The following is a 26023-nucleotide window of genomic DNA, read 5'->3' as shown; positions in this document are numbered from 1 at the left end:
GACCCCTTTGAAGGAATCGGCCAAGAGCCGTGCCACATTCGTGTTTCTGGCAGGCATCGCGCGTCCGCTGATGAACGTCCTCATGGCGAAGAAATGGGAGGGAACGGAGAAGCTCCCCGAGGGTGGCTTCATCGCCGTGCCCAACCATTGCACTGAGATCGACCCCATCGTGATCGGCCACATGCTGTACAACCAGAAGCGCCCGCCGCACTTCCTTGCCAAATCGGGCCTCTTCAAGGTGCCCGTACTAGGCTCTCTGTTGCGTGCCACCCGGCAGATACCGGTGGAACGTTCGACGGCGGGTGCGAACCGCTCGCTGCAGGTCGCCAAAGAGGTGGTTGATGCCGGCGGGTCCATCATCATCTACCCGGAGGGGACCCTCACGAGGGATCCCGATCTGTGGCCGATGAAGGGCCACACCGGGGCAGCCCGTTTGGCGTTGCAGACCGGCGCGCCCGTAGTGCCGATGGCCCATTGGGGCGCCCAGGAAGTGTTCCCCCGCTATGCAAAGCGGTTCCACATCTTTCCGCGGAAGACGGTCCGGGTCCTGGTAGGAGAACCCGTGGACCTGAGTGCTTTCAGGGACAAGCCCATGGACCGTACGACGTTGGCTGAGGCCACGGAGTTGATCATGGACGCCATCACCGGGCTCCTGGAAACACTGCGGGGCGAGCAGGCACCGGCTGAGCGCTGGGATCCGGCCAACCACCAGCAAGCCAAGCACGGACGTTTTGTGGAGCGCGGCCTGAAACCGGGCTCCGCGGCGTCGACCGAAGCAAACCCAACGGGAGCGTCCGAGGCTCCGGATCTTGAGGGCGGCAAATGACGCTGATCGAAACTGGCGTGCCGGCTGCGGACAAGGTGGCCGTGCTGGGTGCCGGGTCGTGGGGAACCACCTTTGCCAAAGTCCTTGCCGATGCTGCCGACGCCACAGGGGCGGATCGGAAGATCCACCTGTGGGGTCGCCGTGCCGAGGTAGTGGACCAGATCAACTCCGTCCATCGGAATGAACAGTACTTGGACGGCATCAGCCTCCCGGCCACGATCACCGCTTCCACCGACGTTTCCGAGGTCCTCAAGGGAGCAGGCCTGGTTGTGCTGGCCGTGCCCGCGCAGTCCCTGCGGCCCCAGCTCAGCGAGTGGAAGCCGCTCCTGGAGCCCAATGCCATAGTGGTCTCCCTGATGAAGGGCCTTGAGCTAGGCACCGACGCTCGCATGAGCGAAGTGATCGCCCAGGAGCTGGGTATCCCGGCCTCGCGGGTTGCCGTGGTGTCAGGACCGAACCTTGCCATGGAGATCGCACGGGAGCAGCCCACCGCATCCGTGGTGGCGTGCAGCGACGCTGAAACTGCTGCGGCCATCGCCCTCTGCTGTACTGCGCCGTACTTCCGGCCGTACACCAGCACTGACGTGGTTGGCGTCGAGATCGGCGGGATCGTCAAGAACGTCATTGCCTTGGCCGTCGGCATCTGCGAAGGCAAGCAGATGGGGGACAACACCAAGGCCTCGGTGATTACCCGTGGCCTGGCCGAGACGTCCCGGCTCGCTTTGGCGCTCGGGGGAGAAGCCCATACGATGGCCGGCCTGGCGGGATTGGGAGACCTCGTGGCGACGTGCTCTTCCGCGTTATCGCGCAACCACACCGCCGGGCGCCTCTTGGGTGAAGGCCTCAGCCTGGATCAGGTAGCCGCCAGCATGACCCAAACAGCCGAAGGCATCAAGTCGGGACCGGCCGTGCATGAGCTTGCCGGCAAGCTCGATGTTGAGATGCCCATTACCGCTGCCGTGGTGGCGGTGCTGGAAGGCAAGATGTCCGTTGATGACCTGGGGCCACGCCTGCTGGCCCGGGCACTGAAGTCCGAAGGCGACTACTGATGGTGACAGAAAATTCAACTCCCGCTGCCGGACGGCGGCCCCGGGTGGCGATCCTGTTTGGCGGGCGCTCCAGTGAGCACGCCGTCAGTTGCGTCACCGCCGCCGGCGTGATGGGTGCCATAGACCGGGAAAAGTACGACGTCGTGCCCATCGGCATCGCCAAGTCAGGCCAGTGGGTGCTCGCTTCAGGCGATACCAGCCAGTGGTCGCTGAGTTCCTCGGCCCTGCCTGAGGTTGCCGCATCTGAGAAGACAGTCACCCTGGCAGAAATCGGGGGAGAGCATCAGCTCGTTGTCACCGAACCCAACGCCGTACCTCAGGAGCTGGGCTCCGTGGACGTCGTGTTTCCGCTGCTCCACGGCCCGTGGGGCGAAGACGGGACCATCCAAGGACTTCTGGAGTTGTCCGACACCCGCTACGTGGGCGCAGGAGTCCTGGCCTCCGCCGTGGGCATGGACAAGCACTTCATGAAGGTGGTTTTCGAGGCCGCGGGGTTGACCGTGGGCCCGTACATCGCTGTGACGGACAGGGAATGGCTGACCGATCCCGAAGCTGTCCGCAAGCGCGTGGACAAGCTGGGATTCCCGGTCTTCGTTAAGCCTGCACGCGCGGGCTCCTCGATGGGCATTTCCAAGGTCGACTCCCTTGATGGCCTTGACGCCGCCATTGAAGAAGCCCGCCGGCACGACCTCAAGCTGGTCATCGAAGCAGGAATAGACGGCCGCGAAATTGAGTGCGCCGTCCTGCAGGGGCGCGGAACGGATGCCCCGCGGACGTCCATGCCCGGCGAAATCGCCGTTGCGGCCGGTGAGCACCAGTTCTATGACTTCGCGGCGAAGTATGTGGAGGACGGTGCCGCGGCCCTCAGCTGCCCGGCCGACATGCCTGACCAGGACATAGCCCGCGTCCGAGAACTTGCCGCAGTCGCCTTTGATGCGGTGGGCGCGGAAGGCTTGAGCCGGGTGGACTTCTTCTACACTCCGTCAGGTGACTTGATCATCAACGAAATCAACACCATGCCCGGCTTCACGCCCAAGAGCATGTATCCGCAGATGTGGGCCGCCTCGGGGCTTGCTTACGGTGAGCTGATCGACGAACTCATCCACCTTGCGCTGACTCGAAAGACCGGGCTGCGCTAGCAGACCTGCCGTCCCGCTACTTGTCGGACGGCAGGTTCTGCAGGTCTTCCTGGCCGATGCACTGCCGCGTTGCCTTGATTTTGCCGGCTGCGGCGGCAAGGTCCGCCAGTACTGTCGCGGAGCTGATCTTGTCCGGATCCATGAGGATCTCAGTAGCCGGCTCCCGGCCGTACGTGGTCAATGTGTAGTAGGGATCGCCTTCCTTGATCACCCAGTCGATGTCGTTCACAGTGACGCAACGGTCCGTGGTGGGGCCCGGTACGTTGACCCCGCACCGGAGGATGACCTGCGATGGGTCGCCCCAAGCCGCGGTTGCCTGACTGTTGGTCTTGCGGAGGCCCGCGTCGCCGATCTTGTCAGGCAGTGCCACCATCATGGGAGCGCAGGCCGGATTGGCGGCATCGTTCGCGGCCGTGACGTCAACGGCGGGAGAGCAGGCAGACAGTGCAAGGACGGCCGTTCCGGAGACGGCGAAGGCCGCAACCGTCCGGCGGAGGGTCTTTCGGTGCATCACTCCAGCCTATCCCGCATTATTCTGTCGGTCGCTCGCGATAGCGTAGGACCGTGCTTGAAGAACAGTTGACCGTTGCCCACCTCTCTGAATCAGAGTTGCTGGCCCGGATTTTTCCCCGCCTGAACCGGACTTCCGCGGTCCTTCTGGGCCCCGGCGATGACGCCGCGTTGGTTGCTGCTCCGGATGGCAGGACCCTCATCTCCATCGATACCCAAACGCAGGACCAGGACTTCCGGCTGCAGTGGAACAACGGTTACCGGACCACGGGCTTTGACGTCGGCTGGAAGGCGGCCGCCCAGAACCTTAGCGACATCAATGCCATGGGCGGACGCGCCACCTCCCTGGTGGTCAGCCTGACCATGCCTCCTGCCACGCAGGTTTCCTGGGTGGAGGATTTCGCCGACGGACTCACGGCCGCCATCAGGGACCTCGGGGCAGCGGACTGTTCGGTGGCGGGCGGCGATCTTGGCCGCGGACGGGAGCTTGGGGTGACTGTCGCCGTCGTCGGGACGCTTGGCGGGCTCCCTCCGGTGGTGCGCTCGGGTGCGGAAGCGGGGGACGTCGTGGCCGTCGCCGGAACGTTGGGCCGGGCCGCAGCAGGCCTGGCGCTGCTTGAAAGCAGTGTGGCCATGGCCAGCCTGACGCCGGAGCAGAAAGCACTGGTCGAAAACCAATGCAGGCCCATACCGCCCCTGGCCGCAGGACCTTTGGCGGCGAACAGCGGTGTAAAGGCAATGATGGATATTTCCGATGGCCTGATCCGGGACGCCGGCAGGATGGCGGCAGCCAGCACCGTGGTCCTGGATTTCGATCCCGTAGCGTTGAAGGCACACGCCGCTCCGTTGGAGGCCGCTGCCGGACTGCTGGGCATTGACCCCATGGCGTGGGTCCTGGGCGGGGGAGAAGACCACGGATTGCTGGCCACGTTCCCGGCTGGAATTCAGCTGCCGGCGGGCTTTACTGCGATAGGCTCGGTTCAGGCCGTTGACGAGTCACCGGGCGGCAGCGTCCGGATTGCAGGGCAGCCTGCCGACACCGTGGGATGGGATCATTTTGCAGACTAAGATCGCAGCGAACGCGCACGCAATGAAGCGTTGGCTCAACAAAGCCGAAGTGGTTCTGGGAAACCACAGCGACCGCCTCAATGCGATCAACATTTTTCCTGTGGCTGACGGTGACACGGGAACAAACCTCTATTTGACCATGCGGGCGGCTGCCGCAGCCTTGGGCGGCCCTGCTGACTCAGTCGAAACCGGGAACGACGTCGGTGCGGTGCTGGCCCGCGCGGGACAGGCAGCCATGGAGCGGGCCAGGGGAAATTCCGGCACGTTGATCGCCGTTTTCCTGTCTGCCGCGGCCGAACCCTTGGCCGGAAAACCCCGGTTGAACGCTCCGTTGCTTGCAGCGGCCTTGCACCGTGCGCAGATCCGCGCATGGTCGGCACTCAGTGAACCCGTGTCCGGAACCATGTTGTCCGTGCTTGAAGCAGCCGCGCACGCGGCGCAGGCTGTGGACGCAAACCAGGAGGGAGACCAGAGCAACCACGCCTTGGGCCTTGCCCTGGATGCCGCGGTGGAAGCTGCTTTCCAGGCAGTGGTTCGGACGGAGGACGAACTGGCTCCCCTGCACGAGGCCCATGTAGTGGATGCCGGCGGGGTTGGCATGCTGCTGGTCCTGGACTGCCTGAGGTCCGCCGTACTGGGCGAAGAACTCCAGGATGAACTTCTGGATGGCCTGCATGGCTACAAGCTGCAGGATCCCCACATCCATCAGCACATGCCGGCAGATGACGGAGTTGAAGTCATGTGCACCATCGATCTTTCGCCCCTTGATGCCGCCGTGCTTCGGCAGCGGCTGGACGAAATGGGTGACTCCGTCATTATGAGCCAGGTGGGCGGAGCAGCCAGGGCGGAAGACGATGACGATTCGCCCATGGACGTGAGCTACCGTTGGCGGATCCACGTCCACGTTCCGGATCCCGGACCGGCAGTTGAGTTGATTCGCTCCCTGGGAGAACCGGCGGATATCGCCGTCAGCCAGTTGGCCGTTCCGAGGGATGCCGCAGGCGGGCATGACGACTGAACTTGAACTTCCCCTTGAGCGCCGGATCGGCAAGCGGTCAGCCGGGGTCATCGAAAAGCACCTGGGACTACGGAGCACCGGTTCCTTGCTCAACTACTTTCCCCGCCGGTACCTCAGCCGCGGCGAACTGACCCCCATCAGTAAACTGCCGCTGGACGAAGAGGTGACCCTGATTGCCAGGGTGGTTTCCAACAGCACACGGCAAATGCGTGCCCGCCGCGGCACCATCACCGACGTCGTTGTTACCGATGAGGTAGGCGGAAGCAGTGCTGCAGGGACCCTGAAAGTCAGCTTCTTCAACGGTTTCCGTGCAAAGGCCGAGCTGCTCCCGGGACGCCGGGCCATGTTCTCGGGGAAGGTCTCGCGGTACGGGGGCGCCCTGGGGCTGACGAATCCGGACTTTCTCCTGCTGGATGAGGATCCGGAGGCAGAGGGGTCCGTGGATCCCGGGAAGCTTGCGGCCATGCCCATCCCGGTATATCCCGCAACGGCGAAGTTGACCAGCTGGTCCATCCACAAAGTGATCAAGGCCTTGCTTGAAACGCTGGATCTGGACGCACTGGCTGATCCTTTGCCCGAAGAGGTGGTCCGCAGGGACGGGTTGCTCAGTGTGGCGGAGGCCTACCGGCTGATCCATTCTCCGGAGACTGCGAAGGATTGGCAGCGCGCACAGGAACGTTTCCGCTACCAGGAAGCGCTGGTGCTCCAGACGGCCTTGGCACGCAGGCGTGCGCAGTTGGCTGCGGAGGAAGCAACCGCCCGCCGCCGGGTGAGCGGGGGCCTGCTGGAAGAATTTGACCGCAATCTCCCTTTCACCCTGACGGCAGGCCAGTCCGCCGTCGGTAAGACGTTGTCGGAGGAACTGGGGCGGGACACGCCCATGAACCGCCTGCTCCAGGGCGAAGTGGGCTCCGGTAAGACCATCGTCGCCTTGCGTGCCATGCTGCAGGTGGTGGATTCCGGCGGCCAAGCGGCGCTGCTGGCGCCTACTGAAGTGCTCGCAGCGCAACATTACGACTCCATCCGCAGGACGCTGGGCAGGCTGTCCCGCGACGGCCTCTTCGGCGGTGCAGGGATGCTTGGCGGCGGATCCGCAGAGCCCGGCGTGCAGGTGACTCTCTTGACGGGGTCGATGCCAACGTCCGCCCGTAAACAGGCCATGCTGGATGCCGCGTCAGGCAACGCCGGAATCGTTATCGGGACCCACGCGTTGCTCAGCGACAAGACCTCCTTCCAGGACCTGGGCCTCATCGTGGTGGACGAACAGCACCGGTTCGGTGTTGAACAGCGCGATGCCCTCAGGGCAAAGGCACAGCGGCCGCCACACCTCCTGGTCATGACGGCTACGCCGATTCCCAGGACCGTGGCGATGACCGTGTTTGGTGACCTCGAAACCTCCGTATTGGATGAACTGCCCGCCGGCCGCGCGCCAATCTCAACCCATGTCGTCGGTCTTGCGGAAAACCCCGGTTGGGCGGGCCGGATTTGGAAGCGGTCCCGCGAGGAAGTGGATGCGGGCCACCAGGTCTACGTCGTATGCCCCAAGATCGGTTCGGACGACGACGGCGATTTCAGTCCCGGGGAGGCGGAACCCAGCGACGCGGAGCTGTCGGACGAAGGGTCGGCCCGTGAGCTCGCCTCCGTCAACGCCGTCGTCGAATCCCTCCTCCAGGAGCCATCGCTAAGTGGCGTCCCGGTGGCGCCGCTCCACGGCCGCCAGGATCCCGACGTCAAGTCCGGCACCATGGCTTCCTTCGCTGCGAACCAGACCAAGATCCTGGTCTCCACCACTGTCATCGAGGTGGGCGTTGACGTCCACAACGCCACGCTGATGGTGATATTGGATGCAGACCGCTTCGGAATCTCCCAGCTCCATCAGCTGCGTGGACGCGTAGGCCGCGGCGGGCTGCCGGGTACCTGCCTGCTGGTCACTACCTTGGAGCCGGGCCATCCCAGCCGCCGACGGCTCGATGCCGTGGCTTCCACCACGGATGGATTCGAGCTGTCGCAAGAGGACCTTAAGCTGCGGCGGGAAGGCGACATTCTGGGCGCTTCGCAGTCAGGCGGGCGCTCCACCCTGAAGCTCCTGCGCGTCTTGGAGCACGAGGACCTTATCGCCCGGGCCCGAACAGACGCCCAGGCCTTGGTTGCCGGGGACCCCACCCTGACGCACCAACCGTCGCTGGCAGCTGCTATCGACGACTACTTGAACCCGGAGAAGGAGGCGTTCCTTGAACGCGGTTAGTGGAGGCCGGGAGCCTCTGGCATGGTTGTTGTCCGGTGGCTGCCCATGAGCCGCATCATTGCGGGAGCAGCCGGCGGTAACCCGCTCACATCCGTTCCGGGCACTGCGACGCGGCCAACAACGGACCGTGTCAAGGAAGCGCTCTTCTCCCGGTTGGAGTCCTTGGCCGTGATCGATGACGCCCGCGTGCTGGATCTCTACGCAGGCTCCGGTTCGCTGGGAATCGAGGGGGCAAGCCGTGGCGCCCGCAGCGTTGAGCTGGTGGAGTTTGATGCCCGTGCCAGCGATGTTTGTCAACGGAATGCGGACATGGTCAACCAGGTCCTGGGCAGGAAGACCGTCTCCGTCCACCGGTCCAAAGTGGAATCATTCCTCGAGCGCGCCGGTGGGGACGTCCTGTGGGACCTCGTGTTCCTGGACCCGCCGTATCCCTTGGACGAGGCAGCCCTGAGCGCAGTGTTGGGGAAACTGGCCCCGCACTTGGATGAAGGAGCAGTAGTTGTTGTGGAGCGGTCTTCACGCAGCGCCGAACCAGGGTGGCCTGAGGCCATGGAGTGCTTTTCGGACAAGAAGTACGGCGAAACCAAACTGTGGTTCGCCGAACCGGCTTGATCGGACATGCCGAACCGGCCTAATCGGAGATCTTGTCCAGTTCCACTCCGCTGAGAACGGCGGCCGGATGCGGTCCACGGGCCAGGAGTTCGCGTGACCAGTCCGCAGGCCACGGCGCCTGCGCGCCTACCAGGATGATGTTGCCGGGATATCGGCCTTCAAACATTCCGGCCTCGGCAACCGCCGCGACATCAGGCATGGCCTGGCGCAGGGCTGCTACCTGGCTCCGCACCAAGGTCAGGGCGGGCTCGTCTCCCACGTTGATAATGAGGACACCGCCGGGGGCCAGCCGCCGGGCAGCCTCTTCATAGAACTCCCGGCAGGCGATGTGCGGGGGAGCATCGGGGCCGGAGAAGATATCGAGGATGACGACGTCGAATCCAAGTCCGGCGGGAAGGGCAGCGAGTGCTTCGCGGGCATCTGCGATGTGGGTGGTCAGGTGGGTGCCTTCGGGCATCGGCAGCTTCTGGAGCACAAAGTCCAAGAGCTCCCGCTCCAACTCGACTGCGTGCTGCACGGAACCGGGCCTCGTCGCCTGGATATAGCGGGCGAGCGTCAGCGCGCCTGCCCCAAGGTGCAGGGCCGAGACCGGGGCCGCCGGCTCGGCAACCAGGTCAACCACGTGGCCTATCCGGCGGAGGTACTCATAGAAGATCTCATTGGGATGGGCAAGGTTCACGTGCGACTGTTCGGCGCCGCCAATGCTCAGGATGTAGCTTCCCGGTACCAGTGGATCGGCATCGATCGTGGCGTGCTGGCCGGTGGTGCGAAGGAACCGTGACGCGTCGTGCCGGACGCCCTTGGCGCTCAGAGCTTGTCCTGCAGGGTAGCGAGGCGCGAAGCGGCTTCATGCAGGAGAGCGGTCTTCTTGCAGAAGGCGAAGCGCAGCAGGCTTCGCGTCCGTTCTGCTCCTTCCGCGTGGCAAAAGACGGGGACAGGGATCGCAGCTACTCCCACCAGGTCCGGGAGGCGCCGGGCCAGGGCCACCGAATCGGTGATGCCAAGCGTTGCGGCGTCGACGTTGATGAAGTACGTTCCGCCCGGTACGTAGACGCCGAATCCCGCCTCACGCAGCCCCGCCGCGAGGATGTCCCTCTTCTCTTTCAGCGTGGCCGCAATATCCGCGTAAAAGGCGTCCGGAAGGCCGAGCCCGATCGCCACGGCTTCTTGGAACGGGGTTCCTGAGCTGTAGCTCAGGAACTGCTTGACCGTACGGGCGGCGGCGACGAGGTGGGCCGGTCCGCTGAGCCAACCGATCTTCCACCCGGTGAAGGAGAACGTCTTCCCGGCAGAAGAGATCGTGATGGTCCGTTCAGCGGCTCCGGGGAGCGTCGTGACGGGGATGTGTGCTTCGCCGAAGGTCAGGTGTTCGTAGACTTCGTCGCTAACGATGATGGCGTCGTACTTTTCCGCCAGTTCAACCACCTTGGCCAGGACGTTGCGCGGGAAGACAGTACCCATGGGGTTGTGTGGATTGTTCAGCAGCACCACCTTGGTCCGGTTGCTGAACGCGTCTTCCAGGGCGTCCAGGTCCGGCAGGAAGTCCGGGGCGGCCAGGGGAGCGGTAACGTGTTTGGCGCCCGCCATCGCAATGATGGCCCCGTAGGAATCGTAAAAAGGCTCGAACGTCAGGACCTCGTCGCCGGGCTGGACGAATGCCAGCAAGGAAGCGGCGATCGCTTCGGTGGCACCGGTGGTGACGATGACCTCAGTGTCCGGATCCGGGGTGAGGCCGTAAAAACGTTCCTGGTGTGCAGCTACTGCCTCGCGGAGCCGGGGAAACCCTTTGCCGGGCGCATACTGGCTGGCCCCTGCCTGGATGGCCGCCCGTGCGGCCTCCTTCATTTCGGCGGGGCCGTCCTCGTCCGGGAACCCCTGGCCGAGGTTGATGGCTCCCTTGGCGACAGCAAGGGTTGTCATCTCCTCGAAAATGGTGACGCCCAGGCCGCCATCGGGGGACAGGAGGTTGGCTCCGCCAGCCGCCCGTTGCCAGGGCAGGGACGTGTGGACGGGTGGGGCGCTGCTTCCTGCCGGTGACATGTCAGCCATGGTATCCCGGCGAAGCTTTGGGGTAGGTTCGTGTCATGAGACGTGCGGTTTGCCCCGGATCCTTTGACCCCATCCACAACGGACATCTTGAAGTCATTGCCCGCGCGGCCGGGCTGTTTGACGAGGTCATCGTGGCGGTATCCACCAACTACGCCAAGAAGTACCGCTTCAGCCTCGAGGACCGCATGGAGATGGCCAGGGAAACCTTGGCGTCCTTGCGTGGCATCATCGTCGAACCCATGGGTGAAGGCCTGCTGGCGGAGTACTGCCGCCACAGGGGCGTCTCGGCCATCGTGAAGGGACTGCGGTCCTCCTCGGATTTCGATTACGAGTTGCCCATGGCCACCATGAACCGGCAGCTTACCGGCGTCGAAACGGTCTTCCTGCCCGCCGAGGCGCACTACGTCCATCTCTCCTCGACGCTCATCAAAGAGGTCAACGTCCTGGGGGGCGACATCTCGGATTTCGTGCCCAAATCCGTCCTTCGACGACTGCTCGCGGGCGAGCCTTCGGCAGAACAGCAACGTAAGGGGTAGGCTTTAAGCCGTGCCCGCAGCCGTTCGCGCGCAATTCCCAAACTGAACACGTTGGCGCATTTACGCGCCCGTCGCCGGTTTGAGTCCTCGCACGTGATCAGGCTAAGATGGTACGTCGGTCATATGTTCTACAGGAGTTCTCATTAAGCGAGATGCAAGTTCGCCCTTGGCGCTGGTAGTCAAGGACCTTGGACGCAGTCCAGGAACCATGCGGACACTCAAGGAGCATGTGCCTGCACCAAGTGACCTTGGTGTGGCACTCATTGGCGTGGAGGAAGGCTCGGATGTCGAGCTCGATCTCCGGCTTGAGGCCGTACACGAAGGAATTCTGGTATCCGGAACCGCAATCGTCGGAGTAACTGGCGAATGCGGTCGATGCCTGGATCCCCTTGCGTATGACCTTGAGGTCAATGTGCAAGAACTTTTCTTCTACGAAGGCGAAGAGCTTTCGGACGGGGAAGACGATGAAGAGCAACGTCGAGTCGAGCACGATCTGATCGATCTTGAGCCGGTGTTGCGGGACGCAGTAGTCACCATGCTGCCGTTCCAGCCGGTGTGCCGGGAAGACTGCCAAGGCTTGTGCTCCGAATGCGGGGCGCGCCTGGAAGACGAGCCGGGGCACCACCACGAGGTCCTGGACCCTCGCTGGGCTGCCCTAGCTGATCTGGCTAAGACTGACCGGCAAACTGATTAGTAACTGTTGGACTAAGAGAGAAATGAGATAGCCGTGGCTGTTCCCAAGCGGAAAATGTCTCGCGCAAACACGCGCGCACGCCGTGCCCAGTGGAAGGCAACTGCCCCCAACCTGGTCAAGACCATCGAAAACGGTCAGGTCACCTACAGCCTGCCGCACCAGGCAAAGGTCGTCACCGACTCCGCCGGCACCGCGCTGTTCCTTGAATACAAGGGCCGCAAGGTCGCAGACGCCTAATCTGCCGCCCAGGCTGACAAGGATGTCTTCAACTGAAGAGCTTCTGAAGCGTCTCGGTGTCTCCATTGACACCGAGACGCTTCGTCTTGCTCTGACACACCGCTCATACGCGTATGAGAACGGCGGTATCCCTACCAACGAGCGCCTTGAGTTCCTCGGCGACTCCATCCTGGGATTCTCCGTCACCGATTCCCTGTACCGCGACCATCCCGAGCTCCCTGAAGGTGAGCTCGCAAAGCGGCGTTCCGCCGTCGTGAGTACGCGCGCCTTGGCAGGTATCGGCCGCAAGCTCGGCGTTGGCGAGTTCATTTACCTTGGCCAGGGCGAAAAGATCACCGACGGCAAGAACAAAGCCTCTATCCTCGCGGACACCATGGAAGCGCTGATCGGCGCTACCTACCTTTCCAATGACATGGAAACCGCGCGCCAACTGGTGATGCGCCTCGTGGGTCCGCTGCTCAAGGACGCCGGTGCGCTCGGCGCCGGAACCGACTGGAAAACCAGCATCCAGGAGCTGGCAGCCAGCCGGCAACTCGGCACCATCCACTACGCCGTGGAAGGTTCCGGGCCGGACCACGCCCGCACCTTCGAAGCCGTGCTCAACATTGGCGGCACCCCCTATGGGCGGGGTTCGGGCCACTCGAAGAAGGAAGCGGAACAGGAAGCCGCAGCGGACGCTTGGCGTGCCTTGAATTCGCTGGACACAGCCTCCACCGAACCGGCTTCTTCCTGATCCATGCCCGAACTTCCCGAGGTAGAAGTGGTGCGCCGCGGCCTCGCGCGCTGGGTTCGCGGCCGCACGGTCACCGGCGTCGAGGTCCTGGACCCCAGGTCCATCCGACGCCATGCACTGGGTACCGAGGACTTCATCGGCAACCTTGAAGGCGCTACGGTGCTGGACGTCGTGCGCCGCGGGAAGTTCTTGTGGATGCCCTTGTCCATGGCAGGCTCGGACACCGCTTTGCCCGGTACGGCCCTGATGGCGCATTTGGGGATGAGCGGGCAGTTGCTGATGCAGGATCCCCAGGTGCCGGATGAAAAGCACCTCAAGGTCCGGATCCGGCTGAGCGCGTCCGATGGCATGCCCGGGCAGCTCAGGTTCGTGGACCAGCGGATCTTTGGCGGCTTGTTCGTCACGTCCCTCATCCCGACGCCCGACGGCGGCCCCGGCGGTTTGGGCGAGACGCCCCTGCCCGAAATTGCAGAGGAAGCGGCGCACATAGCCCGCGACCCCCTGGACCCCAACTTTTCCTTCGATGAGTTTTACCGAAAGGTCAAGGCGCGCAGGACGGGACTCAAACGGGCCCTCCTGGACCAGTCCGTCATATCCGGAATAGGCAACATCTACGCTGACGAAGCCCTGTGGAAGGCACGACTCCACTACGCCCGGCCCACCGACAAACTGCGACGCGGCGACGCGGAACGGGTCATCGAAGCCGCCCGGGACGTCATGAACGCAGCCTTGGCCGCCGGCGGCACGAGTTTCGACTCCCTGTACGTCAACGTCAACGGGGACTCCGGTTACTTCGCCCGCTCGCTGAATGCGTACGGCCGGGCCGGGGAACCATGCAGCCGCTGCGAGGCAGCGGGCCTTCGCGGGATCATCAAACGCGAACAGTTCATGAACCGTTCTTCCTATACGTGTCCCATCTGCCAGCCCCGGCCTCGCAACGGTCGCTGGTAGCCGGTTTTTCACAGGGGAAAACTGTTCCGGATTGGCGGGCTCGATGGTTTACTGTCCCCATGAAAAGCTTGGCGGTCAAAATCGCCATCGCACTTGTTTTCAACGCCATCACCTTGTGGGTGGCGTCGGTGCTACCCGGGGTCCGGTTGGGGTCCGGGTTCCTCTGGGCCGTCGTGGTGTTCACGGCCGCCACCCTTCTGGTGAAACCGTTGGTTACCGGGCTGCTGCGCAGGCGGTGGGACCAGCGACAGCAGGCCGGCGGGCAGGAGCGCAGGACCTGGCTGATGACCAAGGTGTCCACCCTGGGCGCAAGCTTGCTGGCCACGCTGGCCGTCCTGATCTTGACCAGCCTCTTCTCGCAAGGGTTCGCCATCACAAGCCTGTTCGGCTGGATTGCCGCCACGATCGTCATCTGGCTCGCGTCCTTCATCTACGACTTCGTTGACGACGGTCTTGAAGCGAGGGCGCACCAGCTCCTTGGCGGCTCAGCCAACCCGGGGAAGCCATGAATGCCCGGCGGCTGGTCATCGCGGGCCTGGCCCTTGCGGTGCTGATCGCGGTCATCGCGGTCGTCTTTGACCAACTGGCCGTGCGTCCGGCCCAAACGACAGCCCAAAACTCCAGCCCTGCCAGCCCCTCTGCGGCGGGTTCCTCGCCCACCGGAAGCGGGGAAGCAGGCTCCGGCCCGCAATCCTCCGGAAGTCCGACGTCGGGCCCTTCCGCCGGCGGGGACGGCAACGGCGGTGCGTCCCCGGGTGCCAAACCCCTTGAAGTCCTGCCGCCTGTGACGGTGACCCCTACGGGCCTGCCGGAACCATCAGCTGCAGCGCCCCTGCTCAAGGGGAAACTGCCGGACCCTGGAAACGCTACAGGCGCCGTCGTGGACGGGTGGCCGAGCAGCGTCCTGACGCTGCCGGAAGGCACCACGATCGGGTCCACGAGTGTTTCGGGTTCAGGCGACGTCCTGCAGGTGACTGCCGACGGGGTGGTGGGCAAGCCGCAACAAGCCGTGATCGAGGATTTCAGGGCTTCGTTGGTTCCCCATGGTTTCTGGTCCGAAGAAGCACCTGCCCCGGACGGCGCGACGGCTGCCCGGTTCGTCCGCGGCACCGACACGATTACGGTCTCCGTGGCCACCACCGGAACCGGTAACTCGCGCTTCCAACTGCTGGGCAGTCTGCACTCGGACACGGAGTAGGGGTAGGCATGTACATTTCGCTTTCGGACCGCAGCGGCGGTAAGCGCGGAAAGTCTCCCAGCGAGCAGACGGCACTGTCGAAGGTGCCGTTTCGTTTGTCCCCGGTCATCGTGTGGCTTGGAATCGTCAGCATGGTCACGGATATCTCCTCCGAGTCGGTCACGGCCATCCTGCCCTTGTACGTCACGGGCTTCCTCGGTTTGTCGACCATAGCCTTCGGCTTCATCGACGGAATCAACCAGGGCGCGAGCGCCATCGTCCGGATCGCCGCAGGCTGGGCGTCAGACCGCAGCGGCCATCCCAAACGGATCGCCCTGGCCGGTTACGGACTGTCCATGCTGGCAAGGATCGGATTCCTTTTCGCCGGGGGCTTCTGGGCCGTAGCGGCGATCGTCACGGGGGATCGGATCGGCAAGGGAATCCGGACGGCGCCCCGGGATGCGCTGATCACGGTGTCGGCGCAACCGGAGCATCTGGCGCGGTCCTTCGGTATGCACCGGATGCTGGACAACATCGGTGCAGCGGCAGGGCCTCTGATTGCTTTCCTGATTCTGCTGGTCATCCCCAATGGCTTCAGCACAGTCTTTGTGGTGTCTTTGGCGTTTGCCGTGATCGGCGTGGCCGTCCTGGGATTGGTGGTTCCCGACCTCCGCGCACGGAGCGCGAAGGATGCACCGAAGGGCCAGCGGCTTCTTGCTTTTTCCTGGCGCCACTTCAAGGAACCGGGGTTGGGGAAGCTCCTTGTCTCTGCGGGACTCCTCGGGCTGGTGACCATCGGCGACGGCTTTATCTACCTGGTGCTCCAGGACCGGGACTCGTTCGCCGTCCAGTGGTTTCCGTTGCTGTTCGTGGGCACCAATGTCGCCTTCCTGGTGATGGCCGTCCCCTTGGGCCGCCTCGCCGACCGTTTAGGCAGGGTACCGGTCTTCATCGCAGGGCACGTGGCACTCCTGGCCTGCTACTTCCTGGCTGCGGCTCCGCTTGGTGGTCTCTGGGCAACGTTGACGTGCCTGCTCCTGCTCGGTGCGTTCTATGCGGCAACCGACGGGGTGCTGGCCGCGTTGGCGAGCCAACTGACGCCGGAGGGAAAGCTTGCCACCGGCATTGCCGCGGCCCAGACGGTCGTGGCTTTGAGCCGGATGGCGGCTTCGGCAGGGTTCGGTGTGCTGTGGTACGCCGTGGGGGCATCAGCTGCCGTCACGATCGCCGGCATCCTGCTGGCCTGCGTTGTGGTGGCAGTGATCTTCATCCTTCCTGGAGCCCGGCCCGGGCGGGCCGGCGCATGAGCGGAAGGATGGCTGGCGCAAAGCTTCGTTGGGGCATCCTGCTGGCTGTTACCGCCCTCATGCTGACGGCGGCGGGGGTTTACGCCGTCGACGCCTACCAAAGATTTGAGCAAAGCCGCACGGCTGCCCCTTCCGTGGGGGTGACTGCGGGACAACCCTTGCCGCAGGCTCCCTTCGTCCTTTTCCGCAACACCGCGGCCGGTCAGGGTTATGGCAACGCGGCAACGGTACCCCTCGCCGATCCGAAGGGCGAACGTGCCGTCAGCGGACAAGCGTGCGACAGGGTCTACGGAACGTCAGCCGAAGTGGTGTGCCTGAAAGCGAACCGGGGATTAGTTACTGCCTTTGAGGCCGCGGTCCTGGACCGGAACTGGCAGCAGCAAAGATCATGGGCACTGCCGGGCATTCCCAGCAGGACACGCATCAGCGCCGACGGCTCCACGATTGCCACCACCGTGTTCGTCACTGGCCATTCCTACGCAACGACCGGGTTCTCCACAGCAACGGAAATCAGCCGTGGAACAGAGAAGCCGGGAAACCTTGAGGACTTTGCCCTCATGGTCAACGGCGAGCGCGTGGTGGCTGCGGACAGGAACATTTGGGGCGTCACGTTCGTCCCCGGCCACCCGGACGCGTTCTACGCCACGGCCGCGTCGTCGGGTCGTCTGTGGCTGGTCAAGGGCAGCCTCTCCGGCAGGACGCTCACTGCGGTGCATGACAACGTTGAGTGCCCGTCCATCTCGCCGGACGGTACCCGGATTGCGTTCAAGAAGAACGACGGCGGTGCGCTGGGGACGCATTGGAAGGTGGCCGTTTTGGACCTCGCTACCGGGGCGGAAACGGTCCTGTCGGAAAAGCGGAGCGTTGACGATCAGATCGAATGGCTTGACGAGGATACGTTGCTGTATGGCCTGCCTGACCAGGCTGTTGAGGGCGACAGCAACATTTGGCAGCTGGACATCGAACCCGCGGCACAACCGGAGTTGTTCATCGCCCACGCCTGGTCACCGAGCGTCGTCCGCTGACTGCGAGGCTCAGCAGAGCGTCAGAAGACCGCACAGGAGTCCACCTACTGCGTGGCTGTCGGTGTCGGCGTCGGTGTGGGTGTCGCCGTCGTCGTTGGCGTTGCAGTGGCTGTTGAAGTCGCCGTTGGCGTCGGCGATGCCGTAGCCGTCTGCGCTTGTGTCTGGGTGGCTGTCGAGTAGACCACGTCCACGAAGTAGTTGGTGGCATTCCATGAATTGGCTGGCATCACGCCCCCGCTGCCGTAACGGTAGAGGCCGTTGTTGGGGCCCGAGGCCGTGAAGACACCGCTTGTCCAGGTGGTGTTGAAGAAGCCCTGGGTGTACGAGTAGCGGCCATTGGGAGCGCGGTAGGACACCACATATGTCTGGCCCGTAGACAATGCCACCGGGGTGGACAACGTGGCGGTCTGCCAGCCCGTTGCGGTCTCGTTGGTGAACGTCACCTGGGCCAGCCTGGTGCCTGCGGAGTTCCACAGCGAACCTACGTGGGTGCCGGTGTTGCCGGTGCCCTTGTAGAACCGGATACCCGTGACGCTTCCGGCCTGGGAAACCGTGAAGGCAGTTCCCAGTTCCACCGACTTGGTTTCCGGTGCCGCAAGCACCTGCGGAACGAGCGAGCCGAAGATGGTGCTCTGCTGGACGGAGGCGCTCGCGGTCGTGAATTGCCACGTGGTGGTCGGCAAGGTCTGCCCCTGTTGGTTGGCCACCCCGGAAACGCTTGCCGTGATGACGGTGCTCGCGGGCAGTGCGGAGGTCGGTGTGAAGGTGATGACCCGGGCGTCGGCGGACAACGCCGCCGACCCCGCCACCGGGCTTCCGTTGGCCGACAACGTGAAGGTAGCGCCCGGGTTAATGGCAGTGGAGAAGGTCATCGATGGCCTCACGTCGGTGGGTATCGACGTGGCTCCCGGCGCGGGCACCTGCGCAGTGATGCTCAGGGGTTGTGCAGGCTGCTGGAACAGCAGGTCCACGAGGTAACTTGCCGTGGAGCGGGTGCCGGGGAAGTCACCGCTGTAGGTGTACATGCCGGAGTCGGCGTCAACGCGCAGGGGGCCGCTGGTGAAGCCTTCGGGACCGAAGCCTCCGCTCGTGTAGGAGTACTTGCCGCCGGGCACCTTGTAGGCGGCAATGTACTCGGTGTCCGCCTGGATGCTGACGGGTTGGCTGAACGTTGCCGTTTGCCAGCCGCTGGTGGACTCGTTGGCGAAGGTAACCGTGGCCAGCAGTTGGCCCGCAGCCGTGTACAGCGAGCCCGTGTGCGTTCCGGTGTTACCACTGGATTTGTAGAACCGGACGCCGGTTACCTGCCCGGCCGTGTCACTGCTGAAGCGCACACCCAGGGTCAACGGAACGGCGTCATCCACTTCCATCGTGCCGGGGGTCACGGTGTCCTGGTAAAGGGTGCAGGGGCACACTCCGGGCGTCCTGGCCGGCGGGACTGTGGTGAAAGTCCAGGTGTTGCCGGTGATGGGAGTGCCGGATACCGCCGTTGCGGTCACTGTGGCCGTGTAGCTTGTGCCTTCGGCCAGTGGAGCGGACGGAGTGAACGTGACCTTGCGTGTTGCGTCAACGTAGGCGCTGGTTCCCGCAACGGCGGTGCCACTGGCGGTCTTGAGCGCCAGTTTGACGCTGGAAGCCACTGCTGCCTCGGACAGCACTCCACTAACAGTCGTCGTCAACGGAACGCTGGAGGCGCCGCTTGCCGGTGACTGGCTGCCGACGGTGAATGCCGGAGCGGCGACCATGACCACGACGTCCACCAGGTAGCTGGCCGTCGACCGCGAACCGGGGAAGTCGGAGTTGTAGGAGTAAGCCCCTGCGTCCGGGCCTGTCCGCAGCGGCCCGACGCTGAGGCCCTGTCCAAATCCGTTGCTGGTTGCCGAGTACGCTCCGGTGGTGGATTTGTAGGCAGCGATGTATTCGGTATTGGCAGCCATTTGCACCGGTTGGCTGAACATCGCAGTTTGCCACCCTGCGCTGCTCTCATTGGCGAACGTGACTGTTGCCAGCAACTGACCGGATGCCGTGTACAGGGAGCCGGTGTGCGTTCCCGTGTTGCCGGCCGACTTGTAGAACCGGACGCCGTTGACAGTGCCTGCTGAAACGCTCGTGAAGCGCACGCCAAGAGTCAGCGGTACGCCGTCCTGGATTTCCGCGATCCCGGGAGTGACGCTGTCGTCGTAGAAACTGCACGGGCAGGCGCCCGGAGCGGGGGCAGTTGCGGCCGTGGTGAATGTCCAGGTGCCACCGGAGGCGACTTGGCCGCCCACGGCATCGGTGCCGGCCAGGGTTGCCGTGTACTGGGTGCTGAAGGCCAGTTGGGATGACGGGGTGAAGGTAGCCTTCCGGGTGGTGGCGTCATAGGTGGTGGTACCGGCCACCGGACCTGCCGCCGAACGAAGTGTCAGTTGCACGCTGGCCGCCGTGACGGGCTTGGAGAAGACTCCACTCACGGTGGTTGCGACCGAAACACTGGACGATGACGGGATGGGGGTCTGTCCGCTGACAGTCAGGGGCGAATTGTCCGTGGTGCTGAAGATGGCATCCACGAAGTAGTTTCCACCGTTGAAGCTGGCTGTTGGGAAACCCTGGGACGTGCTGTAGACACCGGCCGGTTCCGCGCCGAAACCGCCGGCAACCTTCATGGGCGCGTCGTTGAAGCCCGAATACGCCCATTGGAAGTCCTTGGTGGCGTAGTGGCCTCGCGGTGCCCAGTAGGAGACCGTGTACTTTTGCCCGGCCGCCACGGGCACGGGTTGGCTGAAGAGGACGCTCTGCCAGCCCGAAGCGGTTTCATTGGCGAACGTTGCGGTGGCAAGGCGGGTGCCTGCGGAGTTCCAGAGGGAACCAATGTGGGTTCCCGTGTTCGCGGTGCTCTTGTAGAAGCGCGCACCGGTGATGAAGCCGTCCACGGACGGCGTGAAACGCAGGCCCATCTCGTATGCGCCGCCGTCGCCGGAGTCAACCACCGGTGGAACCGCCTGGCCGAAGACCGTGTACGGGCCGTTTACCGTCAGGTTGCGCGTGGCCACCGCGCCGATGTTCGCGCTGTCGTCCACTGCCCGCACTTGGATGGTGGCAGTCGCCAGGCCCTTCTGCACATAGCTGTACGTCCAGTTCGCCTTGCCGGTGGCAGGGTGCCAGGATGTGCCGCCGTCGGTTGAAACCTCGACGCCGGCAACCACGCCGCCCGCGTCCGTTGCCGTTCCGCTGACGGTGACGTTGCTTCCGTGGGCCACAGCGGCATTGTTGGCAGGGGCGTTGATGGTGGTGGTGGGGCCTGTTTTGTCGCCGCTGGCGGTGGTCGCCACCAAGCCGGATGCCAGGGTTGCCGGTTGGGCACCCATGTCGGCAAGCAGGTTCACCTGCGCCTGCCGCATCCGGATATCGGCAGGGGCGCCGTTTCCGTCGTGTTCCTGGTCAAGGCCCCATGTCCACTGCACGCTGCCGGCGGAGAAAACCAATGCACCGCTCGCCGCCTTGTACAGGGTGACGCTGTGCTTGGTGGTGCCCGGCGCCACCGTGTTCCCGAAGTCCTGCAGGTATTGGCTGACACTGCCGGTGGTTGTGGACAAGCGGATGAGCCCGGCCGGCCGGAAGCCGTTGTCCAGGTCTTCGTTCGATTCGTAGCCGATCGTGTGGGGCGCCAACGCAGCGGAGGTGCCTGCCGACATCGATGCCAGGGAAGTATTGCGCCAGAGCCGGGTCTTGCCCTCTTCGGCGGAAACTGTCACGGGGAGGTCCGTGTAGTTGGACATGTAGAGGGTTCCCGTGAGGCCGTTTTCGGGCAGGCCTCCGCCGTTTGCCTGGGAAGCGAACCGCGGATCCCGCCAGGTGCCCGTCCACTGGGTGGTGGGATCGATCTTGGCGTTGGACCACGTTTCCTTGTAACTGGTCAGCGTCCGGCCCGGCGTACCGTCCACGCTCGAAGGCTCGAACCGGGTTCGCCAGTACATCTCATTGCCGGAAAGGAACTGGAGGTTTACCCCCGCATCCCGTGCTGCCGTGACATTGGCGCGCTGGTTTCCGGACCAGTACTCGTCGTGCCCTACGGACAGGAACACCTTATGGTTGAGCAGTTCGGCGCCGCGGGTGTCCGTATCCAGTCCGCTGATGTAACTGACGTCATAGCCGTTCTGTTCGAGGAACCGGACCATGGGGTATTCGTTGGCGAAGTAGAAATCGCGGCCGTCCGGTCCGCTTCGGCTGGCCATGGGGCGGTTATAGCTGATCTTGTAGGCACGCCCGTTGACGGCACCTTGATAGAAGTCCGCGCCCCCGTAGGTGTTGTAGGCCTGCCACGTCGTATCCGACGTCTGGAAGAGCACGCTTGACCGGTTGCCGTCATTGCGCACCACGAACGTGATGTGGCTTTGCCCGCCGGTATCCGGCCGGGTCAGCAAAGCAAAGTAGACGCCGGACACTGCCGTTGCCGGGACCTGCCACGTTGCCGATACCGCCCAGGTGCCGCAGTCATAGAGTTCAGTGGCCAGGTCGGTGCGGCATGCCGGTTGGTTCTGCCGGAAGGCCGAGGGTGTCACGGTGGCTATCTTGCGTGCCCCGTTTCCGCCGTACCAGCCGCTGCGGTAAATGGCGATCGTGTAGTTGGATGCCGAGGTATCGACTTTGAATTGGATTGATTGGCCGGCGTTGACACTCATGGCTGTGGAGAAGCCTTGGATGCTGTCATCGCCGGCGCCGTCGATGTCCCATTCCGACGGCGGGCTGCCCGGTTTTGAGTTCTCGCACACCACGGGATTCACCACGGGGTCGCACGGGCCCGCTGCGAAGGCGGCAGGTACCGTCAAGGGCAGCAAGGACGCAACCATCGCAACGACCAGGGGTACAAAGAAACCTTTGAAGAACCGTGGTGGCCGGGTAGCGGAAGGACCGGGCATCAGAACTCCTGGGTGGTACGCCGATTGCTAAACAAAGGTCCGCGCACATGCCCGGTCCCTGCTCACCGCTCCCCAGCCAGGGTAAAACCAGATCTTCAGTTGAAAACCATCACAGCCACAGCCACCATGCCCATGTATTCCGAATTTCGGACCGCGACCCGGCGGACCCGGCAAACCGGGGATCCGGCCGGATCACCGGAACGCATGCGCCAGGTAACCCTAGGCAGGAGTGTAGGGATGCGGGCGGGTGCCCGCAAGGCTTTCCCGCCATGGATCCCGGGTTTTCAACAAATCCGCAGTAGATTTAGTGGGATACCGCCACCGGGGCCATCCAGGAGAACCAACCACCTTGCATTTGAAGAGTTTGACCGTCCGCGGGTTCAAGTCGTTTGCGTCGGCCACGACGTTCGACTTCGAGCCGGGAGTCACTGCGGTGGTGGGGCCCAACGGCTCCGGCAAGTCCAACGTCGTTGACGCCCTGGCGTGGGTCATGGGCGAACAAGGGGCCAAGACCCTGCGTGGCGGCAAAATGGAAGACGTCATCTTCGCCGGCACGTCCGGCAGGCCGCCCCTGGGCAGGGCACACGTGTCGCTCACCATCGACAACACCGACAACGCGCTTCCCATCGAATACAGCGAAGTCACCATTTCGCGCACCCTGTTCCGCACCGGTGGCTCCGAGTACGCCATCAACGGTGTGCCGTGCCGCTTGCTGGATATCCAGGAGTTGCTTTCCGATTCGGGACTTGGCCGGGAGATGCACGTCATCGTCGGCCAGGGCCAACTGGACCGGGTGCTGCACGCGACTCCGGAGGACCGCCGGGGCTTCATCGAAGAAGCCGCCGGTATCCTCAAACACCGGCGGCGCAAGGAAAAGACAGTCCGCAAGCTGGAGGCGATGCAGGCCAACCTTTCGCGGCTGGGAGACTTGACCGCAGAGATCCGCCGCCAACTGACGCCCCTGGGCAAACAGGCAGAAATCGCCCGCCGCGCCCAAACGGTCCAGTTCGACGTCCGCGATGCCAAAGCAAGGCTTTTGGCCGACGACCTGGTGCAGCTCACCAGCAGCCTGGAGCAGGACGTGGCCGATGAAGCTGCCCTCAAGGAACGCCGTCAGGTGGTTGAAGCGGAACTCGGTCACGGGCGGCAGCGGCAGGCAGAGCTGGAACAGCGCGCCGCTGAAGCAACGCCGCGCCTCAACGCCGCACGCGATCGCTGGTACCAACTTTCGGCAAACCGGGAACGGCTCCGTTCCCTGGCCTCGCTGGCGGGTGAGCGTCGGCGTCTCCTGGGGGCCTCGGAAGCCTTGCCGGATTCCGGCCGCGACCCTGAACAACTTGAACGCCAAGCGGCCAAGGTGCGTCAGGAGCAAGCAGCTTTGGAACACGATGTCCTCGCCAAGCAGGCGGCCCTCCTGGAAGCTACCGTGGCCAAGGACAGCGCGGAGGCGCTCGCAGCCGCCGAGGACAAGCGCTTGACCGCCATGCTGCGGGCAGCGGCAGACCGCCGGGAAGGCTTGGCCCGGCTCGCCGGGAAAGCGGCCGCGGCCCGTTCGCGGGTGGATGCTGCCGAAGCCGAACGCGGACGTATCCGGGAATCGCTCGCAGCTGCCGATGAGCGGCGCCGTTCCGCACACAGCGAGTTCACCGCCCTCGAATCCCAGGTTGCCGGAGTCGAGGACGGCGAGGAAAGCCTCGACGCCGATTACGAGGAAGCCAACCAGGTCCTCGATGCAGTCACCGCCGAGATCGAAGAACTCAAGGCCGCCGAGCGCGGCGCCCTGCGGGAACGCGACGCGCTGGTTGCCCGGCGCGACGCACTGCAGCTGGGCCTGAACCGCAGGGACGGTTCGCAGAGGCTGCTCGGTGGGGACGTTACAGGCATCCTCGGGCCCTTGGCCGGGATGCTCGCCATCGAACCCGGCTACGAAACAGCGGTATCTGCAGCCTTGGGTGAGGCATCCGATGCCTTGGTCGCCGCCGATACCGCAGCAGCCCTGGCTGCGTTCAGCACCCTCAGGGCGGACGACGCCGGACGTGCCGTCCTGCTTCTGGCTAGCAGCGACGGGCCGGAGACCGCCAACGACGGCGCGTTGCCGCAGGGCTGCCGGTGGGTACATGACGTCGTCAAAGCCACTGAAGCGCCGGCCCAGAGTGCGCTTGCCCTCCTGGCCGGGGCCGTCGTCGTCGAGGACCTGGCAGCAGCGGCGGAACTGATCGCTGAGCGCCCCGGGCTGAGGGCGGTCACCAGGTCAGGCGATGTGTTGACATCATTGGCCGCGCACGGCGGATCAGCGACCGTGCCGTCGTTGATCGAGGTCCAGGCCGCCGTCGACGACGCCGTTGCCAGGCTCCAGGACGTTACCGCCGGTTTGGAGCGCAACCGTTTCCGCCTGGCGGCAGCGAAGGCGCGGCAGGCTGAAGCCCGGGACCGGGCAGACGCTGCGCTGGAGAAGCTGCACGAATCCGATGCCCGGCTGGCGGCCGTGGCCGAACGGTTGGGACACCTGAACTCCGTCCTGCGTGGCGCCGTAGGGGAAAGTGAAAGGCTTGCGGCCACGCTGGCCAAAGCCGAGGCGAACATCGCCGAAGCCACCATGGATCTGGACGTGGCCTCCGAGCGCCTGGAAGCAGCCCAGGAAGCCCCCGACGATGAACCCTCCACCGATCTCCGGGACGAACTTGCCGAACAGGCCCGCACCGCACGGGCCAAGGAAATGGAAGCACGGCTGGCGCTCAGGACCGCAGAGGAACAGCTCGGCGCCGTGGGCAACCGGGCCGCCTCGCTGGAAAGGGCTGCAGCAACCGAACGCCGGGCCCGGGAGGAGGCCGCACGCCGCGCGCAAAGGCGCCGTGCCCAGGCAGCCCGGGCAGCAGCCGTCCAGGCGGGAGCCACGCACACGCTCCGGTTCCTGGACATCTCCGTGGAGCTCGCGGCGGGCGAACGGGACCTGGCCGAGGAAATCCGCGAAAAACTCGACAAGGAACTTGCCCACGTCCGTTCCGTCAACGAGGAACGTGCCAAGGAATTGGCGGAGCTGACCGATTCGGTGCACAAGGACGAGCTGGCCCGTGCGCAGCAGCGACTGCGTATTGAGGCGCTTGAAGCCAGGTCAATCGACGAACTTGGGATGTCCGCAGGGCAGTTGGTGGCGGAGTACGGTCCGGACCAGCCGGTTCCGGTGCCCGCAACTGCAAGTACTGGAAAAACGGACAAGTGGGCGGAGCTCAGGGCGCCCGTTGACGAGGACGGGCAACCCCTTCTCCACGGTGTTCCGTTTGTCCGTGCCGAGCAGGAGAAGAGGCTGAAGAAGGCTGAACGGGACCTCGCTTCGCTGGGCAAAGTCAACCCTTTGGCCTTGGAAGAATTCGCGGCCTTGGAGGAACGGCACCAGTTCCTCAGCTCCCAGCTGGAAGACCTCAAAGCCAGCCGGAAGGACTTGCTGGACATCATCAAGGAAGTCGACAACCGCGTCCAGCAGGTGTTCACTGAGGCCTTCGCCGACACCTCCGCTCAGTTCGACCACGTCTTCGCTCGCCTCTTTCCGGGCGGCGAGGGCCGCTTGGTGCTGACCGATCCGGACGACATGCTGACCACAGGGATCGAGGTCGAGGCGAGGCCTGCCGGCAAGAAGATCAAGAGGCTCTCCCTCTTGTCAGGCGGCGAGCGGTCGCTCACCGCAGTGGCGTTGCTCGTCGCGATTTTCAAGGCGCGGCCTTCGCCCTTCTACGTCATGGACGAGGTGGAAGCCGCGTTGGACGACACCAACCTTGGCCGCCTCATCACGATCTTCGAGGAATTGCGTGAGTCCAGCCAGCTGATCGTCATTACGCACCAGAAACGGACCATGGAAGTGGCCGATGCCTTGTACGGGGTAACAATGCGCGGGGACGGTGTGTCCACGGTTATCAGCCAACGCCTCGGGGACGGGGCCTAGCTGTGTGAGAAG

At 64.3% G+C, this 26023-nt stretch carries 20 protein-coding genes and 1 pseudogene; 17 read left to right on the top strand and 4 right to left on the bottom strand.

Annotated features, from left to right (window positions below):
• Positions 1-7: 7 nt before the first annotated feature.
• From RI444_RS13510 to RI444_RS13500, 3 genes are read left to right on the top strand one after another with little or no spacing between them, the layout of a single operon-like run.
• A complete protein-coding gene (locus tag RI444_RS13510; protein ID WP_021470832.1) occupies positions 8-826 on the top strand; it encodes a lysophospholipid acyltransferase family protein in 819 nt (272 codons plus the stop codon).
• The gene (locus RI444_RS13505; RefSeq protein WP_207604492.1) at positions 823-1875 is read left to right on the top strand and encodes an NAD(P)H-dependent glycerol-3-phosphate dehydrogenase; all 1053 of its coding nucleotides are present in this window, start codon (positions 823-825) and stop codon (positions 1873-1875) included. Before RI444_RS13510 ends, RI444_RS13505 begins: the two co-directional genes overlap by 4 nt.
• Positions 1875-3014, top strand: a complete 1140-nt coding sequence (locus RI444_RS13500; RefSeq protein WP_021470830.1) for a D-alanine--D-alanine ligase family protein — start codon at positions 1875-1877, stop codon at positions 3012-3014. Before RI444_RS13505 ends, RI444_RS13500 begins: the two co-directional genes overlap by 1 nt.
• A 16-nt stretch (positions 3015-3030) precedes the next feature.
• On the opposite strand, the gene RI444_RS13495 is transcribed toward RI444_RS13500, so the two are convergent.
• Positions 3031-3525, bottom strand: coding sequence for a DUF3515 domain-containing protein (locus RI444_RS13495; protein ID WP_179011590.1), 495 nt, complete (start codon positions 3523-3525; stop codon positions 3031-3033).
• 53 nt (positions 3526-3578) lie between these two features.
• Here RI444_RS13495 and thiL point away from each other — a divergent pair, with 53 nt between their 5' ends.
• Genes thiL through rsmD form a run of 4 tightly spaced genes read left to right on the top strand, consistent with a single transcriptional unit; the run spans position 3579 to position 8467 of the window.
• On the top strand, positions 3579-4592 hold the full coding sequence (gene thiL, locus RI444_RS13490; protein ID WP_021470828.1) for a thiamine-phosphate kinase: 1014 nt from the start codon (positions 3579-3581) through the stop codon (positions 4590-4592).
• Between the two features lie 22 nt (positions 4593-4614).
• Entirely contained in the window at positions 4615-5610 is a 996-nt protein-coding gene (locus tag RI444_RS13485; protein WP_021470827.1) for a DAK2 domain-containing protein, read from the top strand.
• Positions 5600-7855, top strand: a complete 2256-nt coding sequence (locus tag RI444_RS13480) for an ATP-dependent DNA helicase RecG (RefSeq protein WP_207604493.1) — start codon at positions 5600-5602, stop codon at positions 7853-7855. Before RI444_RS13485 ends, RI444_RS13480 begins: the two co-directional genes overlap by 11 nt.
• A gap of 45 nt (positions 7856-7900) precedes the next feature.
• Positions 7901-8467, top strand: a complete 567-nt coding sequence (gene rsmD, locus RI444_RS13475; protein WP_031216031.1) for a 16S rRNA (guanine(966)-N(2))-methyltransferase RsmD — start codon at positions 7901-7903, stop codon at positions 8465-8467.
• A 19-nt stretch (positions 8468-8486) separates the two neighbouring features.
• Here the strand turns inward: rsmD and RI444_RS13470 are convergent, their stop codons facing one another.
• Both RI444_RS13470 and RI444_RS13465 read right to left on the bottom strand, forming a co-directional pair.
• Positions 8487-9146: a spermidine synthase gene (locus RI444_RS13470; protein ID WP_410510788.1), complete on the bottom strand. Its 660-nt coding sequence runs from the start codon at positions 9144-9146 to the stop codon at positions 8487-8489.
• A 128-nt stretch (positions 9147-9274) separates the two neighbouring features.
• Complete coding sequence (locus tag RI444_RS13465) at positions 9275-10516, bottom strand: aminotransferase class I/II-fold pyridoxal phosphate-dependent enzyme (protein WP_207604494.1); 1242 nt, start codon at positions 10514-10516, stop codon at positions 9275-9277.
• Between the two features lie 35 nt (positions 10517-10551).
• On the opposite strand from RI444_RS13465, the gene coaD reads away from it, so the two are divergent.
• From coaD to RI444_RS13420, 9 genes are all read left to right on the top strand, one after another.
• Complete coding sequence (gene coaD / locus RI444_RS13460; protein ID WP_021470821.1) at positions 10552-11052, top strand: pantetheine-phosphate adenylyltransferase; 501 nt, start codon at positions 10552-10554, stop codon at positions 11050-11052.
• Positions 11053-11218: 166 nt separating this feature from the next.
• Positions 11219-11746 carry a YceD family protein gene (locus tag RI444_RS13455; RefSeq protein ID WP_079941228.1) on the top strand — a complete coding sequence of 176 codons (528 nt, stop codon included), beginning with the start codon at positions 11219-11221 and terminating at the stop codon, positions 11744-11746.
• A gap of 33 nt (positions 11747-11779) precedes the next feature.
• A complete protein-coding gene (rpmF, locus tag RI444_RS13450) occupies positions 11780-11983 on the top strand; it encodes a 50S ribosomal protein L32 (RefSeq protein WP_011775139.1) in 204 nt (67 codons plus the stop codon).
• A 22-nt stretch (positions 11984-12005) separates the two neighbouring features.
• Positions 12006-12716 (top strand): ribonuclease III, encoded by a 711-nt coding sequence (gene rnc / locus RI444_RS13445; RefSeq protein WP_021470819.1) that lies wholly within the window; start codon positions 12006-12008, stop codon positions 12714-12716.
• A gap of 3 nt (positions 12717-12719) precedes the next feature.
• Complete coding sequence (gene mutM, locus RI444_RS13440; RefSeq protein WP_207604495.1) at positions 12720-13667, top strand: bifunctional DNA-formamidopyrimidine glycosylase/DNA-(apurinic or apyrimidinic site) lyase; 948 nt, start codon at positions 12720-12722, stop codon at positions 13665-13667.
• A 59-nt stretch (positions 13668-13726) separates the two neighbouring features.
• The gene (locus tag RI444_RS13435) at positions 13727-14176 is read left to right on the top strand and encodes a phage holin family protein (RefSeq protein ID WP_069694972.1); all 450 of its coding nucleotides are present in this window, start codon (positions 13727-13729) and stop codon (positions 14174-14176) included.
• Entirely contained in the window at positions 14173-14865 is a 693-nt protein-coding gene (locus RI444_RS13430) for a hypothetical protein (protein ID WP_179011598.1), read from the top strand. The genes RI444_RS13435 and RI444_RS13430 overlap by 4 nt, the downstream gene beginning before the upstream one ends.
• Positions 14866-14873: 8 nt before the next feature.
• Positions 14874-16151 carry an MFS transporter gene (locus tag RI444_RS13425; RefSeq protein WP_207604496.1) on the top strand — a complete coding sequence of 426 codons (1278 nt, stop codon included), beginning with the start codon at positions 14874-14876 and terminating at the stop codon, positions 16149-16151.
• A complete protein-coding gene (locus tag RI444_RS13420) occupies positions 16148-17176 on the top strand; it encodes a PD40 domain-containing protein (protein WP_207604497.1) in 1029 nt (342 codons plus the stop codon). The genes RI444_RS13425 and RI444_RS13420 overlap by 4 nt, the downstream gene beginning before the upstream one ends.
• A 9-nt stretch (positions 17177-17185) precedes the next feature.
• Here RI444_RS13420 and RI444_RS13415 read toward each other — a convergent pair.
• A pseudogene (locus RI444_RS13415) lies at positions 17186-22074 on the bottom strand (DUF4082 domain-containing protein).
• Positions 22075-22423: 349 nt separating this feature from the next.
• Here RI444_RS13415 and smc point away from each other — a divergent pair.
• Positions 22424-26011: a chromosome segregation protein SMC gene (gene smc, locus RI444_RS13410; protein WP_207604499.1), complete on the top strand. Its 3588-nt coding sequence runs from the start codon at positions 22424-22426 to the stop codon at positions 26009-26011.
• Positions 26012-26023: the final 12 nt, after the last annotated feature.

The sequence above is a fragment of the Paenarthrobacter sp. AT5 genome, assembly GCF_032764245.1.
GTDB classification, from domain to species: Bacteria; Actinomycetota; Actinomycetes; order Actinomycetales; family Micrococcaceae; genus Arthrobacter; species Arthrobacter ureafaciens.
This window is presented reverse-complemented; position numbering and strand designations above follow the sequence as displayed.